Source organism: Marinobacter sp. CHS3-4, assembly GCF_030053415.1.
Lineage (GTDB): Bacteria > Pseudomonadota > Gammaproteobacteria > Pseudomonadales > Oleiphilaceae > Marinobacter.
Genome location: NZ_JASGBJ010000001.1, coordinates 714,124 through 730,823, shown reverse-complemented (window position 1 = coordinate 730,823; position 16,700 = coordinate 714,124). Strand labels below are relative to the sequence as shown.

Sequence of the window (16,700 nt, the reverse complement as noted above, 5' to 3'; positions counted from 1 at the left end):
TTGGCGATTTCCTATTGAGGATACAGACATGCCAGAAATTGCCAAACATCGATCCGGCACCCTCTGCGCCCCCCCTTGTCACACAAACACACTGCGTTAGGCTGGTCATAATTCACCCATTGGAGGTTTGATATGGGACAGGCATTAGAGAAGTTTCGCGACACAACCCCCAACATTCCCTCGCTGGATCCGGAACGGGTCGCGCTGATCGAAAGCGAAGGCCTGGAAGTGAAGCAACTGGAACCGCTGGGCTTTGAGGTTTATGGAGCCGATGTTCGCAAAAAGCTCCCCGAACCCGTCATAGAGGCACTGTCGGTGGAAATGGCCAACCGGGGATTTCTGGTCTTCAAGCAGCAGACTGACCTGTCGTCATCAGAGCTGGTCAAGGCCAGTGAATGGTGGGGCGCGCGCGAAGTTCACTCGACCCACGGCGTGCATCCGGCAACGCCTGACATGAACCGGCACATCTTCCGCTGCTCGAACGACGGACAGCAAGGTATCCTGGGCGTCGGCCCTCAATGGCATAACGATGGCAGTTTTGAGGCCGCCACTTTCTCCCACAGCGCTTACTACATGGCGCGAGCACCGGAGGGCGGGGGCGGCACCCATTTCGCCCATCAGGGCGCTGCCTTTGATGTCCTACCCAAAGAGAAACAGGAATACTGGCAACGCCTTGTGTCAGTAAATGCCACTACGGGTGTCACCCATCCGCTGGTGCACACGCACCCGATCTCTGGCCGAAAAAGTGTCTGGCTTCATCTGGGTATGACGGGCGCGGTAATCGAACGGTTGCCGGAAGACGGCGTACCCATTGAAGAGCTGCAAAAACAGGATGCCACCCGAAACCAGCTTCGGTTGCTCACTCCTGATGAAATGAGGGAACTGTTCAACGATTACAACGATCTGCTCAATGGCTCTTTCGAGATGGGCTTTGGCATCCGGTACGAATACAACACCGGTGATCTGCTGTTCATCGATAACTGGGCTCTGGCCCATCGGGCATCGCCAGAGGCCCACAAGCCGCCACACCTGCAAGGGCTGAGGATCATGGACCGGGTGACCATTAAATCACCGCGGAACCTGGCGCCTCATTTCGGCATACCGCAGCATATGCAGATCTATAGCCCGAATCCATTCAACCAGGATGGTGTCTGGCAATTTGGGGGAATCGGTTTTCGCTGGAAGGAAGGCATTCCGATGCAGAACTGAAACCGGTTTGATGCGACGGGGAGGCGCTTTCCCTCCCCGTCGCATCAAGCGCCCGATCAGTGCCAATATCACAGTCGATTATTGGCGATACACCGTCGATCTGGCGCGCTCGATCGCTTCATTGATGTTAAGTGAAGCAGCTTCCTGCCTAGGCGGGAATTCCTTGAACGTCTCGACATGCTTGGTCAGCATCGCAATGATCGGCTGAACCACCCAGCTTTTGCGCATAATCTGGTGGAATCCAGTAACACCGTCATAGTGCTCGGTCGGGTCCTTACGCAGATTGAACAATTTGGGCATCGTGTGGAAAATCAGATCCTCGTAGTAACGCCCACCAGGCTTGGTTGCGAAATGCATCTTCCAGGGACCAACACGCACCGCGGTCAGGCTCGACTCGTAGTAGTAGAAGAAATGATTTCGGGCTGATTTCTCCGCTTTCCCGGTCCAGTAATCGAGGTTGTTTACGCCATCGATATAAACCTTGTCTGATTTCTTCAGTTCTTCGGCGATGTTTGGCCGGCCTACCGCTGCCGCGATGGTTGGCAAGACGTCTTCGTGAGCCGAAATACCATTCAACTTAAGCCCGGCAGGGATTTTTTCCGGCCAGCGAACAAGGAACGGTGACCTGACACCCCCTTCCCAGGTGGTCATCTTTTCGCCACGGAACCAGGTTGTCCCTGCATCTGGCCAAGAGCTGGATTCGGGTCCGTTGTCAGTGGTGTAAATCACGATAGTGTTATCTGCGATACCCAAGTCATCAAGAGTATCCAGCAGCTTGCCCACGTGCCCATCGTGCTCCATCAGACCCGAGCCGAAGACATCTTCCGCGGAACTGATTGGCGTAGCCAGGTTCCGGCTCTCTTCCTTCAGGTGCGTGTACACGTGCATACGGCTGGTTGCATGCCAGACAAAAAACGGCTTACCCGCTTCGTTTGCTCGTTTCATGAAATCAATACTGCGATCCAGGATCTCCTCATCGAAGGTTTTCATGCGCTCAATGGTGAGTTGGCCTGTATCTGTGATCTTCTGCTTTCCAGGGCCGGTGGCGTAGGACTCGATCACACCCCGTGGAAAGAATTTTTCGCGAAACTTCTCGCTCTTGGGATAATCCGCCTGCTCAGGCTCCTCGGAAACATTCAGGTGATACAGATTGCCGAGGAACTCGTCGAAGCCGTGAAGGGTCGGCAGATGCTGGTCGAGATCGCCCAGATGGTTCTTGCCAAACTGGGCCGTCATGTAGCCCTCTTCTTTCAGAATCTCGGCAAGGGTCGGGTCCTCTTCACGAATACCCAACGGATTGCCCGGCTGGCCGACCGTGGTTAATCCCGTACGGATCGGCAACTGCCCCATCAGGAAAGCGGCGCGCCCGGCGGTACAACTGGGCTGGGCGTAATGGTCGGTGAACAATGCCCCTTCGTGGGCAATTCGATCGATATTGGGCGTTGGATACTGCATTCCGTGGCTGTAGGCACCCAAGGAATTGGGGGCAACATCATCCACCATAATGGCAAGCACATTCGGTTTCGCCGAATGGGCTGACGAACTTCCTACTGCTGCAACAAGCAGCAAGACAAAGCTGCTCAGGGACAGCTTCCATCGAGAAGTTTTCATAGCAAATCTCCCTTTTCTGTTTTTTTTATGCCGTAACAACGCCAGCAATGCTGACGCTCTGAAACAACGGAAGGACTTGCTCTGTACAACCAGCTCAGAACATGGATCCGGACAGAAATCGTCCAGCCCTACAGGTCTCGATGAGTGGCGGCTGTTACTTGCTTGGAAGGCGTCCCCTTGAGGCCTACTCCCAACGCATGAACGACTCGTCGTCCATCTCCCCCTGCAATTCCCTCTGCATCAACAGTGTTTGTTCGCAATACTTGGCTCTAATGCTTGAGCGCAATTTTGCAACCCACTTGATCTACGATAGTCGATCAAAAACGGGTCACTCTTCTTTTTTTTGAAATTTCACCAATGCAGACAACATGTCGCGGTGCCCCGGAAATTGCTCCAGCCCGCGCTCCAGAACAGAGATGGCTTCCAAGGCATTACCATGGCTTTCAAGAGCAACAGCGTAGACATAAATGTAACGATCAGTCGCATCATCAGCCTCTGCAGCACTTTGCAGGTACGGTAAAGCCTCGCCAAGCCTGCCGTCACGGACCAGCAACAGCCCGAGTGAATGCTCAATGGGCCCGGGTTCCCTGACCACCTCAAGCCCTTCTTCGAGAACCAGGCGGCCCTCACTGTCCCTGCCAACGGCACGCAAAAAATCAGCAAGATTCACGTAGGCGGGCGTGTAATACGGCGCCTGCTCAATGGCTCTTCGATAGTAGGTTTCTGCTTTTTCAGGCTTGCCCGCACTACGCAAATGCTCCGCCAGGTTGAGCAGTGATTCTGGTCGGTCGGCGTTATTGAGCTGTGACTCCACATAATCCGCCTTTGCCCGCTTGTGCATCTCGCGTAGCTCTGGCGGCCGCTTCGGCAACTCTGCTTCCGACAAATGGCTGGCGGCAAGACTGCTGATCACGCGATGCTCATCATAAAGAGCCGGAATACCGAACATAGGGCGCAACTGGCCTGGCACCGAACTCAGTGCTCGCGCTGCTCCCAATGCAATCAAAGGGTCTTCTGAACGACTCGCCTGCTGAAGCACTGGCGCGGATTGCCGCGAAAAATATCTTGGCAACAAAGTGACGGCGGTGGCCCTGGCAATGGATGGTTGACTGGTATCCAGAATCAGCTTCGTCAGCAGCGACTCGGCCTGCGGGCTGCCGTAACGTCCCGCATAAAGAGCCGTCGCGAAATGATCTTCCTCCGGCGCACCATGCAGGGTTTTCAGTGCATCCGCCGCCCACTCTGAGGATTTGTCGGTATGACATTGCTGGCAGGCGTTTGGGGTACCCAGCGACGCGCTAAGGTCAGGCCGGGGTATCCGAAAACTGTGGTCCCGCCTTGCATCCACACCCATGTAGACCTTGTCCGGCATATGGCAGTTCACGCACTGGGCACCGGCACTGTCTTGCGGATGGCCGTGATGTTCCGTGACGTCGAATGTCGTTGGCAAATGACACTGTCCACACATAGCGTTGCCCGGCGCTTTCAGTTCAAGACTGTGGGGGTTGTGGCAATCGGAACAGGTCACGCCAGCGTGGTACATCGCGCTCTGCACGAATGACCCATAAACAAAGACTTCGCCGTCGATCTGACCGTCCACGTGGTACAGACCCTCATCAAGCAACGCCGGCATAAAATGATCAAACAGGCCGTCCTGTGGGCGGGCGCCGTGAAATTGCGTCACCCTGCGGGAATGGCATTGTGCACAGACTTCGAATTCAGGCTGGGACGCAAGGCCGGGCTTGCCCGGCGTCGGGCTTCCGGTTTCGGGATTGGCAAACCAGTCCTTCGGTTCAGCGCGCGCGAGACTCAGGGCAAAGCCCGCGAACGGCATGTCACGCTCGCCCTTCTTCATCGCCCTCACGTGGCGATCCCCCGGACCGTGGCAGGCCTCGCAGCCCACATCCAACTCGCTCCAGGTCGTGTTGTAACGGTTGCTCCGAAGATCGTAATCCTTGTGCAGGTTGGTGGAATGGCAATCGGCGCACATGAAATTCCAGTTCTGGTTCGGGCCCGTCCAGTGCAACTCATCTCCTGCGAGAATGGGTTCGTCCGGGTAAAGGTGATACCAGCGCTGCCCTCCCTCAGCTGCGGGACGGGTATCCCAGACAATGCTAAGCGCCTGAAGGCGGCCATCGGGCATCTCGATCAGATATTGCTGAAGTGGATAAACGCCAAAGGTGTAGGAAACGGGGTAATCAGCCAGTGTGCCGTCTGGCCCGTCGGTTCGAACGTAGTATTTGCCAGATTTGGTGTAAAATACTGTTTTAACGCCGAAATAGCTGAAGGTTGCGTTGTCAAAATAGCCTAGCACAGTCTCTGGGGTGGCAGGCTGCATGGCCTTGTCATGGTGGGAGTTTTGCCAAAGCGCATGCTCAGACTGGTGACAATCGGCGCAGACTGACGCCCCCAGATACCCGTCAGCGGCGGAGGACGCAAATTCGTCTTCCTCAGCGCCAGTTGCCATTCCAGCGGCAAACAGGAAACTGAGACACAGGACTCGGATCATAGGCAATCCCTTGCAATTTCCGTCAATAATGGCACAGAAAATCAGATCAGGACATTTTTGCTATCTCGACAAATCCTACTTTTCAGACCAGTATAAGTTCGAAAAGGACGCATCCCGGCTATCTCAAAGACGAGGAAAGAACATGAAATCCTGCCTGCCAACATTACTCTGCGGAGCTTTGGCCTTTACCCTCAGCGCGTGCGCCACCGATTCATCGCTGAGCCTCGGAGTTGAGGATACCTGTGGCAGCTTGAAATCAATCGTCGCCGATTACGACTCCGGATTCGAAGCCTATCGCGGTGCAGGCAGTAACTATCGCGCCATCGCTGTCTATCGCGCCAAAACCGAACTGGTGCGTGGCCACTGCGAAATCTGGGCCTGGGCGCAAGGCGACCATGCCTATGTCTGTTCGGCTAACGCACCCAGTGCCGAGGTCGCTCAGGTCCGGTACGACAAGAGCCTCTCATTCCTTCAGCAATGCCTGAGTGATGGTTGGGAGCAGACTGCGGTCGGCAAATCCAAAAACGGAGAACCAACGGGCGTGGCTACAAGGTTTACTTCAAACGCCAACCCGGGCCTCGTTGTTTCGGTGCAGAAGCTCATTGCGCCAAACGCCTACCGGACCATTCACAGCAATTATTTATTCATTGGCACCGCCGAGCGGGGAAATACGGCGAACTAACAATAAGCAAGTATTTAAGGACATCAGGGGAACACAATGACAAGGATTATTGCCGCGGTACTGATACTGGCCGCCAGTCTGGGATGCGTCTCACAAACCACGAACGTTGAACAGATATCTGCGGTGCCCGAGGCTCCGCGGGAATATCGATCTATCATGGTCTTCGCTGCCACCGACAATACCGACATTCGCGAGGCTTTAGAGGCCCAGCTGGTCAGCTCCCTGAATGATCAGGGATTTGTTGCCAGGCACTTCGACCGCCCCAATAAATCCCTGCCCTGGGGTGACCCGACCAGCCTGCATGCGATGATAGCCGATGCCGCCAGAGAAGGTCAGTTTGATGGGGTATTGGTAACCTCACTGATCAAGAAGCAGAGTGCATCGACCCATATTCCTGGCCAGGTCATGCAGCAGCCTGTCTCTGTCTCATTGGGCGCCACGGCTTCAGCCACCTACATGCAAACAACCTCAACTCCAGACTACTACCAAACCTCTATTAACTATGTCGTCAAAACCACGTTGTTTGACACAGAATCGAGCCAACCTGTCTGGCAGTTATATTCCAAAACGGTAAACCCGGACTCCCTGAGCGAAGCGGCCAAGGATTTTGGACAGGTGCTGTCTCAGGCATTGAAGAAGACAATTCCTCACCAAAAGCGTTAGCGACAATCACCCGTCGAAAAGGGAAAACAGCATGAACAGGAAATGCGCATCGAGAATCCAGATCGCCTGTCTGTTGTGTCTGTCCAACATCGCCATGAACGCCGATGCCCAGGAGGGCAGCGCCGACCTTGCCAAACAGCTCGCCAACCCCGTGGCCGCTCTGGTGAGCGTACCTTTGCAGCTCAATTACGACGAGAACATTGGCCCCGGTGATAAGGGCAAGCGCTGGACAATGAATGTGCAACCAGTGATTCCTGTCGATCTTTCGCCAGAGTGGAATCTCATCTCGCGGACCATCCTGCCGCTCACCGCACAAGATGACGTAATTCCCGGTGAGAGCCAGTCTGGTATCGGTGACATCGTACAAAGCTTCTTTTTCTCACCAAAGGACCCCACGGCATCCGGTTGGATCTGGGGCGTCGGGCCGGCCGCATTGCTGCCCACCGGCAGCGACAAGGCGCTAACAGCCGACAAATGGGGTGGCGGACCAACTGCGGTGGCCCTGAAACAGGACAGCGGATGGACCTACGGCGGCTTGATCAATCACATCTGGTCCGTAGCCGGAGACGACGACCGCGCCGACATCAGCACCAGTTTTGTTCAGCCTTTCATCTCCTTTACAACCCCCAGCGCCGTCACCTACTCGCTAAATACCGAGAGCACCTACGACTGGAAAGGCAATCAATGGAATGTTCCGCTGAATGCGAATGTCTCCGCCGTCACCCAGCTTGGAACTCAACTCATCAGTTTCGGTGGGGGCATCCGTTACTGGGCCAAAGCCAGTGATGGTGGTCCGGAAGACGTCGGACTCAGAGCTGTCGTTACTCTGCTCTTCCCAAAGTGAATACAAGTTTTGTTGGCCTGGTCCTGGAGGACCAGGCCTGTTGATTCGTCAATCGAAAAGTGTCTAGCCAGCGCTGCCAGACTTGCGCACCAGCTCTTTGTAGATATCGTCTTTCAGCTCAAGCCGCTCCTGCTTGAGCTGATGAAGGCTGTCGTCACCAATGGGCGAGTCCCGCAGTTCCAGCCCTTCAATTTCCTGGTCGAGCTTGGCGTAATGTGCAAACCGTTCCCGGAAGGCAGGGTCGTCCTTTCTCAGTTGATCAATCAGCTGGTTAAACTGCGGAAATTCCTCGTGCAGCTCGTGCTTGGAAATGCCCATAAACATGCCTCCTTTGATCTGTGACATACCCGGACAGCATGCCATCCATACCGGAAGTTCGTGAAGCGTTCTCCACGAAGAAAAATAAAAGTACGCAGACTCACCCGTCCAACAAACACGTGTGATCGCTATGAACGTTGCTGGTTCAGGCGAATAATAACCATAGCCGAAATGGCCAGAATCAGTATGGCGATGGCTTCGAACAGAATGTTTTCGGGCGCCATGTCCTTGCCCTGCAGAATGATCAAACGGGCCAGGGCGGTGATCGCAATGAAAATGGGGAAGACAAAGGCGGTTTGCTTGTCGGTATAGAACACCGCGACCATGCCGATCACTTCGAGGTAAAGGAACATCAGCAGGATGTCCGCCAAGCTGATCGATCGTGCAACGTAAAGCGAATGAAGCTCGAATACCACACCACCCAACGTCATCAGCACGACAATGATCAGCAACAACCGCTCAATAAAATTGAAGATTGCGAGGGCAACACTCTTCTCGGACGGGTCCATCTGATCTGCTCCAGGGCGAATTCATCCCTGACAGCTTAGCAGCTTGCGGTGAATCAGCCTCTTACTGTCGGAACAGAGCTTCTAACGGCGCGACTTCCAAAGTCCCCGAATGCCGACGCCAACCAGAACAAAGCTGCCAAGAATCGCAAACCACCAGAGATTGATACTCATAGACTGGTGTTCCAGCATCGCTGCCGATGCATCCTCAACAGGTACCGAAGCACCAATCAGCCCCAGAGCGCTGAAGCAGGCTGCCAGCAACCCGAAAATGATGAAGAAGATATTTTGTGTTCGCATACGGTACCAATTGTTCGAGTGTCAGTGGACGAGAGCAAGACCTGTGAAGGATTATCCCCCGACCGCCATGTGGCCCAGCATACCCAGCAGGAAACCAGCAACAGCACCGAGCGGCGGCGCCCAGTGATTCTTCAGGATTGCCTGCGGGGCAATGTCCTGAAATACGATATACAAGATACCGCCAGCGGCAAACAGCATGATGCCAGACACAACCTGCGGCGATTCAGCCAGAAAAAAATGGCCTATTGCCCCGGCTATCGGCCCCAGAAGCGCCATAAAAAGGAACGCACAAATGATTCGCTGGCGGCTGTATTCCCTGGTTAAACGAATTTCCCGATAAGAGTTAAAGCCTTCCGGCATATTCTGCAGTGCAATGATGCCTGCCAGAAGCAGCCCGGCCTCTTTTGACGCAGTGAACGTAGCCCCGAGCGCCAGCGCTTCCGGAACAAAGTCGGATAACATCGCGGTCAGCTGGCTGAACGGTGTGTTGTTGGCGGCCAAACGTATATCGAGCGCCATGAACATTACGCCACCGCCAGCGAAACAGGCAATCACCCAATACCAGGCTAAATTACTCACGCCCTCAGGAACGAGCACCAGAGCAACAGCTGATAACAGTGCGCCGCCGCCAAAAGCAATCACACTGTGACGCACCTCGGTTTCCAACCAGCGTGGACCGATATTCTCAATGGCGGCAAACGAGGCGCCGACCGGCATGGCCAGCCCGGCGATCAGGGTTAATCCGAGTAGTTGAACCAGTTCATGCATCAGAAATCAGTTTACCAGCCCAACAAGTCATTCACCGCCTTCAAACTGTTCTGATCCTTGGAAAGCTCTTTTGTCGCAAACGCTTCGATCGCCTTTTCATGGGCGTAAACGTAGGAAAAAAACGTCTTATCCGCTTCGCTCGCATTTTTCTTCAATCGCAAAAACTTTTCCTGGAACGGCTGGGTGGCATCGCGTACAAACTTCATCGCCATTCGCCAGGGCATTAAACCCAGCGCGGCACCCTCACCACGACCTTTCAGGGCCCAGCCTTTGGGATCTTTAACGGTTTGTCCCGATGCCTGCATGTAATCCAGGTAGCGATTCAGGGTCTGTTCTTCCAGCGCCTTTAACGCCAGCCATTTCTGCTTGCGCTCTTTATTGCGTGTCAGCTGGGCTGCGGTATCAAACACCGCATACCCGTAAACTTCCGATTCATGGATGTGCTGCAAATCGCTTTTGTATTCAGGATACGTCATGGGCTGCTCCCGGCTATGTCTTTCAACGCCTGCCTGAGTGCATCGAAACAGGCGTCGGAATCCTCTATGAACGGCATGTGCCCGACTTGCTGAAACTCCACCCATCGCGCTCCCGGAATTTCACTCGCCAACACACGTGATTGTTCCGTGGGAACCACCGGGTCATGCGTACCGGAAAAGACGTAGCAAGGCATGTCGATCCGGTGCAACTGATCGGCGATTTCCAAGCGCGCGATCCCGTTAAACAGCTTAAATAGCGCTGTCGGATCTTGCACCAGCGTGTCCTGCTCGATATTTTCGAGCATCCGCTGGCTTAACGGATTCGCCCTATACGCCTGACGATCGTGGGCCAGCAGACTGGCGAACGTGCGCCGCACGAAACCACTCCACTGCGAGACTACAATATTGGACACGAATAACGCCTTGGCCCATTTGCCGAACCCTGCCAGCCGCAAAAGCATGCCTTCCGCACCACCCCATTCACCACGGTGAAAGCCCGCGATGCTGATAATACCCAGCAGGTTCGGCGCCTGATGAATGGCAAGATTCAGAACACAGAATCCGCCCGTGGAATGCCCCACCACAATCGCTTTCCGCTCGCCCAGGAGTTGCTGCAATGCCCCGTTCACGATGTCGAAAAACCATGCTTCGTCGACATCACCGGTCGAGAAATTCTCTGGAACGGTGGATGGATGATGGGCAGGCAGGCTCAGCGAGTACCAGGCCCTGCCCTCTTTGAATTCCGGCGGAACACAATCGCGCCAGAAGTTGACCGACGCCAGCACGCCGTGGATAAATACAATCGCTGGCTCTTCACCACTGGCCAGGTGTTCGTTAACGGCCAGATAAGCCAGCTGGTGACCTGATGACTCAACGAAACCTTCCCTGACTTCCATCACTCACTCTCCTTCAAACTGACCGTTACCGGCGTTACTTGTTGTCCTTTAACGGCGAACCTGACCGGTAGGGCACCTTTCCCGACGGAGTGTACTTCGCTGCGGATTCCAGATGCACGTCCTGATCGTCGAAAAAAATATGCGCCTTGAACGCCTTGATGATCTTCGACTTATCCAGCCCCCCCAGGAAAAAAATTTCATCCACATACACCCCCCAGTGGCGGAGGGTTTTGATCACACGCATCTCGGCGGGGCTATTGCGGGCGGTGATGATGGCGATTCGCACAGGGGAAAAATCTACCTTATGGGGGAGCCTGTCCTGAAGCCGGGAGAGTTTGCGCAGAAGGGTCGCATAGGGGCCGTCGTTCAGGGGATTATCCTGTTCTGAATTCTCCACCGTGTGGAAGTCTTCCAGCCCCCGGGTTTTGAAAACAAGTTCGCTGTCCTCACTGAACAGCACTGCATCCCCATCAAAGGCGATACGTACCTGGCCATCGGGAATGGTCTCCATATTGGCAGGTGGCTCTTTAACCAACGCCACCGCTGAACTGTCGCTGTCGATCACCCGCTGAGCGTCTGTGGTGTTAGTGGTCAGAAACAGGTCCACATCAAAAGCGTCCAGATAGTCCACCACTGATTCGCCACCAGTAAACGCAGACCGCGTAATGTTCAGCCCGTACTCGCGAATGTTATGAAACACACGAACCCCGGTCTCCGGGCTGTTGCGGGACATCACCACAACTTCCACCAGTGGGGCCTGATCGCTGGGCTGAAACTGATTCAGTGACAGCAACGCCTTGACCAGATGAAAACCGGTGCCCGGCTTCAACGGTTCGGATTCCCTTGCCGCCATGTAGTCGCGGTATTCTTCAATCGCCGCTTCACGGTCCGTTTCCAATTGCTTTCGGAACACAGCATCCGCCTCGCTCAAATCAAACAGAGCGGTGGCAGAAATGCCAACAACAAGGGTATCCGAGAGGTCGTAAGGCATGAGGCTCCTGTCTGTCCATACTCAATATGGTACCCAGTCTAGTACTGATCAGGAGCAACCGTGAGCCGATCGGTGGTAAGCTGATCAGAATTCAAGCAAAAGGATGATGCTCATGCCCTCTGGTCAACTGCCTGCCTGGCAGAGACATACCAGTGCCATTGTCAGTGGCTTTTTCGGAGACTGGCTAGAATCCCGTAAGAACCCGCTGGCGGTGTCCATGCAGGTGCTCGACAACGGCGACCTGCTGGATGCGAACGCGCCGCAACCGACACGACCCTGCGCCACACTTTGCCTGTCGATTCATGGGCTGATGGAGCTGGAGAGCGTCTGGCACATTCCCGGCTCGGATGGTGACACCTACGGGTCGCGGCTGTCAGATCGTATTCATGGCGGTGTGTCCAATCTGACGCTTCGATATAACACTGGCCGCCCGATCTATCGCAACGGCGAAGACCTGGCAGACCTGCTGGAACGTTTGGTGGCAAGCTGGCCAGTGCCGGTCACCCGGCTGATTCTGATGGGCCATAGTATGGGCGGGTTGTTGGTTCGAAGCGCCTGCCATGTTGGCCAGGATCGTGGCCAGGCATGGGTCAATGCGCTCACAGACTGCGTTTACGTCGGCTCGCCCCACGATGGCTCCTGGCTAGCGCGGGGCGCCCATGCCGTCGCAGAATTGATGAGCGACATGCCCCGGGATTATCTGCGAGTCATCGGTGAAGTGGTGGACCTGCGAAGCGAAGGTATTCGCAACCTGTCTCGCGGTGAAATTGTGGCCGAAAGCGAGTCGTCGCCGCCGTTGTTGCCCGGCGTCAAACACTTTGCGGTATGCGGCTTGTTGGCCCGCGCGCGGCAAAACCCGCTGAACGCGCTGTTTGGTGATGCACTGGTCCACGAGTCCAGCGCACGGGGTGAGCAGAAGTCGGGCTGGTGCCTGGCCGGCATGGCAACCTTTCCCGGCGTCGATCATCTGACACTGGCACACCATGCGGGCGTAGCGAAACAACTTGAGGAATGGCTGGCATGAACGAGCAGAACAATCCGGAAAACAGAGACTGGCACGATCAGCGGGACTGGTGGCTTGGGGTCGCCGATTTGCTGGCCACGGGTTCCGGCCACGGAGTCGAAAAAATTCAACGGATTCACCTGGCCATCGCCGACGAATCGTTTCAGGCACTGGATGCCTTTGTGGTCACCCGGCCCTGGGCAAGGGTCGTCAAACGATCGCACGACGGCATCAGCAGCCTGTGTTACGGCGCGGTACGGTTGGGTATTCAGAGTATCGGCGCATTCCGTCGACTGCCTACCGCTCAATCATCTCAACAATCTCGTGGGAGCTCTGGGCCATTGGCTCAAAGTGCGCCTGCTCGCCAGCGGTGAGTACAGAGACATGCCGAACCTGGTAAATGGCGTACACTGCCAACACTGCCAGTACCGTCGCCATATAAAATGGCATGCCCTGGAGCCCCACCAGATTCATGATCGCGCCCACCAGCAGCGGCGCGACTGCAGCCCCTGCCCCGTGAAGCACCAGCATGTCTGTAGAACCAGAAACCACTTCGTCCGGATGCAGCTGATCCAGCAATTGCGCCACGCCCAGCGGATAGAGCGAAAACGCCAGACCGCCCCACAGGAAGAACACCGCCATCAACGAACCATTGCTCCAGGCGAAAGGCATCACCACGCAAAGCCCGGCAGCCAGTGCGGCTACCACAATCAATACTTTGCGACGATCCTGAGTGTCCGAGAAACGCCCGATCGGAATCTGCAGCAGGGCACCACCGACAATGGTCAGGCTCATCAGCAGGCCGACGTCCGATAAATCAAACCCAAGCCGGGTCGCATACAAAGGCGCCATGCCCCAGAAAGCGCCCATCGCCAGGCCTGACAGCAGCGAGGTCGCCACCGCCAGCGGCGCAAACCCGATGATTTTTTTCAGGCTGCTTTTGGCCCGCTCAGGAATGTGCGGCTGGCTGCGGCTGGAAATAGTGATGGGCAGCAACGCCCAACAGCTCAGGATCGCGGAAATAGAAAACAGCAGAAACAATTCATCCGGGCTCAGGTGCAGCAGCTGCTGGGCCAACGCGATGCCGCCCAGGTTCACCACCATATAAGTCGCAAACACCCGCCCCCGTTCGTGCTTCTCAGCGCGGGTATTCAGCCAGCTTTCGGTAACCGTCATCAGGGTGACCAATGCCAGCCCGTACAGGAAGCGCAGCAGCATCCACGCCCACGGATTGACCCACAGCGAATGCAACAACGCGATGGAGGCGCATACGGCAGCACAGAAGGCAAAGGTGCGGATGTGTCCCATGCGGCGGATCAACCGACCGCTGATAAAGATGCCGCAGGCAAACCCGATGAAAAAGCCGGACATGATGAGGCCGATCCGCGCCGTGGAGAAACCTTCCTCATTGGCCGTCACGGACAACAGCGTATTCAGTAACCCGCTACCGAGCTGTAATAGCGCGACACTGCCAAGAATTGCACCAATAGGGCGCACTAAAGTCCAGATACCCACCTCCTTGCCCCAATTCAAAAGGGCCGATACCCACTGCCCTGCAATCGCTGCGCCATAGAGATCGGCTTTTTGGCGGATTCCGGTACGAATGCTGCAAAGCAAGAGTTATCCGAGCAAAAGTTTCGATAGGAGCAGACTATGTTACTGGCCACCGATCTCGATGGTACTTTTCTCGCAGGTGATCCCGACAACCGCCTCAAACTCTACCGGCTTATTGCGGCCCATCCCGAAATTGATCTGGTGTTTGTGACCGGTCGCGGACTGGAATCCGTCCTACCCTTATTGTCCGACCCCACGATTCCACAACCGGACTACATCATCTGCGACGTCGGCTGCACGGTGGTCCACGGGAGCTCGCAGCAGGCCATTCAGCCCCTGCAGGGAGAAATCGACGATCTCTGGCCGGGCGAACAGATGATTGAAGATGCGCTGGCATCGTTTGAAGGTCTTCAACGCCAGGAAGTACCGCAGGAACGCCGCGTGTCCTATTTCTGCGAAGGCGACGTGGTCACCGATGAGATGGTCACCCGCATCGAGGCGCTGTCCTGCCATGCACTCTTCTCCAACCACAAATACCTCGACATCCTGCCCCAGGGCGTGAACAAAGGCCGTACCTTGTCACGGCTGGTGGCGCATCTGGAGGTGGACCCGGAATCTGTGCTGGTGGCAGGCGACACGCTGAACGACCTGTCGATGTATGAACACGGCTTCAAGGGCGTGTGCGTGGGTGAGTCCGAGCCCGGTTTGCTGGAAGCGACCATGCACAAGGCCCGCGTTCTTCACGCCGGGGCGGCCGGTTGTGGTGGCATTCTGGAAGCCTTCGAGCATTTCGGTTTCCTCGGCCATCTGGGCATTGAAGCTGAAGCGCCGGATTACCTGAATCGAGGCAAGTCCGACCTGGTGATTGTTTACCACCGCCTGCCTTATGAAGAAGTGGTGGAAAACGGCGAGCTGATCCGCCGCCGCCCGAAATCCCCCAACGGCATCATCCCCACCCTGCTGAGCTTCTTTGCCGACGGCAAGGCCGGCTCCTGGGTGGCGTGGTCTGTTGATGATCCGGATCTCGGCCCCTTCCAGACCCACACCGACGTGGACACCGAACGATACGAAAAACTGGTGGCGGCGCGCGTGCCCTTGAGCAAAGACGACGTCGAGATCTTCTACAAGCGGTTCTCCAAGGAGGCCTTCTGGCCCACCCTGCACACCTTCTGGGAACGGGCCACTTTCCACGACGATCACTGGCAGGTGTACCTGGACGTGAACAAGCGATTTGCAGAGCGCACCGCCGAGGAAGCCGCCGAAAACGCCGTGGTGTGGATCCACGATTACAATCTCTGGATGGTGCCCGCCTACCTGCGCGAGATGCGCCCGGACCTGACCATCGCGTTTTTCCACCACACCTATTTTCCATCGGCAGACGTGTTCAACGTGCTGCCCTGGCGCCGTGAGATCATCGGCAGCCTGTTGCAATGCGACCACATCGGCTTCCACATTCCCAAACAGGCCGAAAACTTTGTGGACGTGGCCCGCGGTGTCACACCACTGGAAGTCACCCGGAAGGCCGGCTGCGCGCCCCGGTTCCTGACCTATGGCTGCGCCGTGGGGCTGGACGAAATGAGCACCGAAATCAAAGTGAACGATCGCAAGATTGGCCTGGGCGCGCATCCGGTGGGCCTGGACCTCAACCGGGTTCGCAACGCCCTGGCGGATCAGAACGTCATCGACCGAATGGAAACCCTGCGGGAAGAGCTAATGGACGTAAGGCTGATCCTGTCCGTCGAGCGCCTGGACTTCACCAAGGGCATCATCGAAAAACTGGATGCCTACGAGCGCATGCTCAACGAACACCCGGAGCTGGCCAAAAAAGTCACCCTGATGATGGTGTGCGTCCCCGCCGCCGCAGGCATGACCATCTACGAGGAACTGCTGTCGCAAATCGAGCAGACCGTCGGCCGCATCAACGGCCAGTTCGCCCAGGTGGGCTGGACCCCGGTGCAGTTCTTCTTCCGCGCGCTGCCGTTCGAGGAACTGGTGAGTTACTACACCATGGCGGACGTGATGTGGATTACCCCGCTGCGGGACGGCCTGAACCTGGTGGCCAAGGAATACATCGCCACCCAGGGCCTGACCCAGGGCAGCGGCCGGCTGGTGCTGTCGGAGTTCGCCGGGGCCGCCGCTGAACTGCGCGGGGCCATCCTGGCCAACCCCCACCACCCGCAAGACCTCGCCGACACCTGCTACTACGCCCTGGCCATGAGCCGCAGCGAAGCGCAGAACCGGCTCAGCGAAGCCTTCGAAGTGGTCAGCCGTTACGACATTGACTACTGGGGACGGGAATTCATCGACACCGCCGAGCAGCGCCGCGCCACCAAGCTGGACGCCATTCTGCCCATCGGCCACTGCGCCTGA

The 16,700-nt window shown here is 56.3% G+C and carries 17 protein-coding genes and 1 pseudogene; 8 read left to right on the top strand and 10 right to left on the bottom strand.

The features are described from left to right. Positions 1–132: 132 nt before the first annotated feature. Positions 133–1,209, top strand: coding sequence for a TauD/TfdA dioxygenase family protein (locus tag QLQ17_RS03350; protein ID WP_283208118.1), 1,077 nt, complete (start codon positions 133–135; stop codon positions 1,207–1,209). 78 nt (positions 1,210–1,287) lie between these two features. Here the strand turns inward: QLQ17_RS03350 and QLQ17_RS03345 are convergent, their stop codons facing one another. Together QLQ17_RS03345 and QLQ17_RS03340 are read right to left on the bottom strand one after the other, a co-directional pair. Beyond that, positions 1,288–2,820 (bottom strand): arylsulfatase, encoded by a 1,533-nt coding sequence (locus QLQ17_RS03345; protein WP_283208117.1) that lies wholly within the window; start codon positions 2,818–2,820, stop codon positions 1,288–1,290. Between the two features lie 328 nt (positions 2,821–3,148). Continuing rightward, positions 3,149–5,329, bottom strand: a complete 2,181-nt coding sequence (locus QLQ17_RS03340) for a tetratricopeptide repeat protein (RefSeq protein WP_283208116.1) — start codon at positions 5,327–5,329, stop codon at positions 3,149–3,151. Positions 5,330–5,471: 142 nt separating this feature from the next. On the opposite strand from QLQ17_RS03340, the gene QLQ17_RS03335 reads away from it, so the two are divergent. Genes QLQ17_RS03335 through QLQ17_RS03325 form a run of 3 tightly spaced genes read left to right on the top strand, consistent with a single transcriptional unit; the run spans position 5,472 to position 7,518 of the window. Next, the gene (locus QLQ17_RS03335; RefSeq protein WP_283208115.1) at positions 5,472–6,011 is read left to right on the top strand and encodes a hypothetical protein; all 540 of its coding nucleotides are present in this window, start codon (positions 5,472–5,474) and stop codon (positions 6,009–6,011) included. 36 nt (positions 6,012–6,047) lie between these two features. Further along, positions 6,048–6,674, top strand: coding sequence for a hypothetical protein (locus QLQ17_RS03330; protein ID WP_283208114.1), 627 nt, complete (start codon positions 6,048–6,050; stop codon positions 6,672–6,674). 31 nt (positions 6,675–6,705) lie between these two features. After that, positions 6,706–7,518, top strand: coding sequence for a transporter (locus QLQ17_RS03325; protein ID WP_283208113.1), 813 nt, complete (start codon positions 6,706–6,708; stop codon positions 7,516–7,518). 63 nt (positions 7,519–7,581) lie between these two features. Here QLQ17_RS03325 and QLQ17_RS03320 read toward each other — a convergent pair whose 3' ends face one another. The 7 genes from QLQ17_RS03320 to QLQ17_RS03290 form a co-directional block, all read right to left on the bottom strand. Next, a complete protein-coding gene (locus QLQ17_RS03320; RefSeq protein ID WP_283208112.1) occupies positions 7,582–7,836 on the bottom strand; it encodes an HP1242/YdcH family protein in 255 nt (84 codons plus the stop codon). 128 nt (positions 7,837–7,964) lie between these two features. Further along, positions 7,965–8,345 carry a phosphate-starvation-inducible PsiE family protein gene (locus tag QLQ17_RS03315; protein ID WP_283208111.1) on the bottom strand — a complete coding sequence of 127 codons (381 nt, stop codon included), beginning with the start codon at positions 8,343–8,345 and terminating at the stop codon, positions 7,965–7,967. A gap of 81 nt (positions 8,346–8,426) precedes the next feature. After that, on the bottom strand, positions 8,427–8,642 hold the full coding sequence (locus QLQ17_RS03310) for a hypothetical protein (RefSeq protein ID WP_283208110.1): 216 nt from the start codon (positions 8,640–8,642) through the stop codon (positions 8,427–8,429). A 51-nt stretch (positions 8,643–8,693) separates the two neighbouring features. After that, complete coding sequence (locus QLQ17_RS03305; RefSeq protein ID WP_283208109.1) at positions 8,694–9,410, bottom strand: ZIP family metal transporter; 717 nt, start codon at positions 9,408–9,410, stop codon at positions 8,694–8,696. A gap of 11 nt (positions 9,411–9,421) precedes the next feature. After that, a complete protein-coding gene (locus QLQ17_RS03300; protein WP_283208108.1) occupies positions 9,422–9,886 on the bottom strand; it encodes a hypothetical protein in 465 nt (154 codons plus the stop codon). Beyond that, positions 9,883–10,782, bottom strand: a complete 900-nt coding sequence (locus tag QLQ17_RS03295) for an alpha/beta fold hydrolase (RefSeq protein ID WP_283208107.1) — start codon at positions 10,780–10,782, stop codon at positions 9,883–9,885. The genes QLQ17_RS03300 and QLQ17_RS03295 overlap by 4 nt, the downstream gene beginning before the upstream one ends. A gap of 34 nt (positions 10,783–10,816) precedes the next feature. Further along, a complete protein-coding gene (locus tag QLQ17_RS03290; RefSeq protein ID WP_502867349.1) occupies positions 10,817–11,713 on the bottom strand; it encodes a 5'-nucleotidase in 897 nt (298 codons plus the stop codon). Between QLQ17_RS03290 and QLQ17_RS17155 the strand changes: the two are divergent. From QLQ17_RS17155 to QLQ17_RS03280, 3 genes and pseudogenes are all read left to right on the top strand, one after another. Continuing rightward, positions 11,627–11,815, top strand: a pseudogene (locus tag QLQ17_RS17155) (hypothetical protein); the annotation flags it as partial. The gene QLQ17_RS03290 and the pseudogene QLQ17_RS17155 sit on opposite strands and share 87 nt — an antisense overlap. 70 nt (positions 11,816–11,885) lie before the next feature. After that, positions 11,886–12,797 (top strand): esterase/lipase family protein, encoded by a 912-nt coding sequence (locus QLQ17_RS03285; RefSeq protein WP_283208105.1) that lies wholly within the window; start codon positions 11,886–11,888, stop codon positions 12,795–12,797. Then, positions 12,794–13,150 carry a hypothetical protein gene (locus tag QLQ17_RS03280; protein WP_283208104.1) on the top strand — a complete coding sequence of 119 codons (357 nt, stop codon included), beginning with the start codon at positions 12,794–12,796 and terminating at the stop codon, positions 13,148–13,150. Before QLQ17_RS03285 ends, QLQ17_RS03280 begins: the two co-directional genes overlap by 4 nt. Here the strand turns inward: QLQ17_RS03280 and QLQ17_RS03275 are convergent. Beyond that, positions 13,074–14,273: an MFS transporter gene (locus QLQ17_RS03275; protein ID WP_283209042.1), complete on the bottom strand. Its 1,200-nt coding sequence runs from the start codon at positions 14,271–14,273 to the stop codon at positions 13,074–13,076. The two genes, QLQ17_RS03280 and QLQ17_RS03275, sit on opposite strands and share 77 nt — an antisense overlap. Before the next feature lie 156 nt (positions 14,274–14,429). Between QLQ17_RS03275 and ggpS the strand changes: the two genes are divergently transcribed. Further along, complete coding sequence (gene ggpS / locus QLQ17_RS03270; RefSeq protein ID WP_283208103.1) at positions 14,430–16,700, top strand: glucosylglycerol-phosphate synthase; 2,271 nt, start codon at positions 14,430–14,432, stop codon at positions 16,698–16,700.

Excerpts from the sequence above, each read along its gene's own strand:
- QLQ17_RS03350 (WP_283208118.1), top strand. The coding sequence starts at position 133 with ATGGGACAGGCATTAGAGAAGTTTCGCGACACAACCCCCAACATTCCC.
- QLQ17_RS03345 (WP_283208117.1), bottom strand. The coding sequence starts at position 2,820 with ATGAAAACTTCTCGATGGAAGCTGTCCCTGAGCAGCTTTGTCTTGCTG.
- QLQ17_RS03340 (WP_283208116.1), bottom strand. The coding sequence starts at position 5,329 with ATGATCCGAGTCCTGTGTCTCAGTTTCCTGTTTGCCGCTGGAATGGCA.
- QLQ17_RS03335 (WP_283208115.1), top strand. The coding sequence starts at position 5,472 with ATGAAATCCTGCCTGCCAACATTACTCTGCGGAGCTTTGGCCTTTACC.
- QLQ17_RS03330 (WP_283208114.1), top strand. The coding sequence starts at position 6,048 with ATGACAAGGATTATTGCCGCGGTACTGATACTGGCCGCCAGTCTGGGA.
- QLQ17_RS03325 (WP_283208113.1), top strand. The coding sequence starts at position 6,706 with ATGAACAGGAAATGCGCATCGAGAATCCAGATCGCCTGTCTGTTGTGT.
- QLQ17_RS03320 (WP_283208112.1), bottom strand. The coding sequence starts at position 7,836 with ATGGGCATTTCCAAGCACGAGCTGCACGAGGAATTTCCGCAGTTTAAC.
- QLQ17_RS03315 (WP_283208111.1), bottom strand. The coding sequence starts at position 8,345 with ATGGACCCGTCCGAGAAGAGTGTTGCCCTCGCAATCTTCAATTTTATT.
- QLQ17_RS03310 (WP_283208110.1), bottom strand. The coding sequence starts at position 8,642 with ATGCGAACACAAAATATCTTCTTCATCATTTTCGGGTTGCTGGCAGCC.
- QLQ17_RS03305 (WP_283208109.1), bottom strand. The coding sequence starts at position 9,410 with ATGCATGAACTGGTTCAACTACTCGGATTAACCCTGATCGCCGGGCTG.
- QLQ17_RS03300 (WP_283208108.1), bottom strand. The coding sequence starts at position 9,886 with ATGACGTATCCTGAATACAAAAGCGATTTGCAGCACATCCATGAATCG.
- QLQ17_RS03295 (WP_283208107.1), bottom strand. The coding sequence starts at position 10,782 with ATGGAAGTCAGGGAAGGTTTCGTTGAGTCATCAGGTCACCAGCTGGCT.
- QLQ17_RS03285 (WP_283208105.1), top strand. The coding sequence starts at position 11,886 with ATGCCCTCTGGTCAACTGCCTGCCTGGCAGAGACATACCAGTGCCATT.
- QLQ17_RS03280 (WP_283208104.1), top strand. The coding sequence starts at position 12,794 with ATGAACGAGCAGAACAATCCGGAAAACAGAGACTGGCACGATCAGCGG.
- ggpS (WP_283208103.1), top strand. The coding sequence starts at position 14,430 with ATGTTACTGGCCACCGATCTCGATGGTACTTTTCTCGCAGGTGATCCC.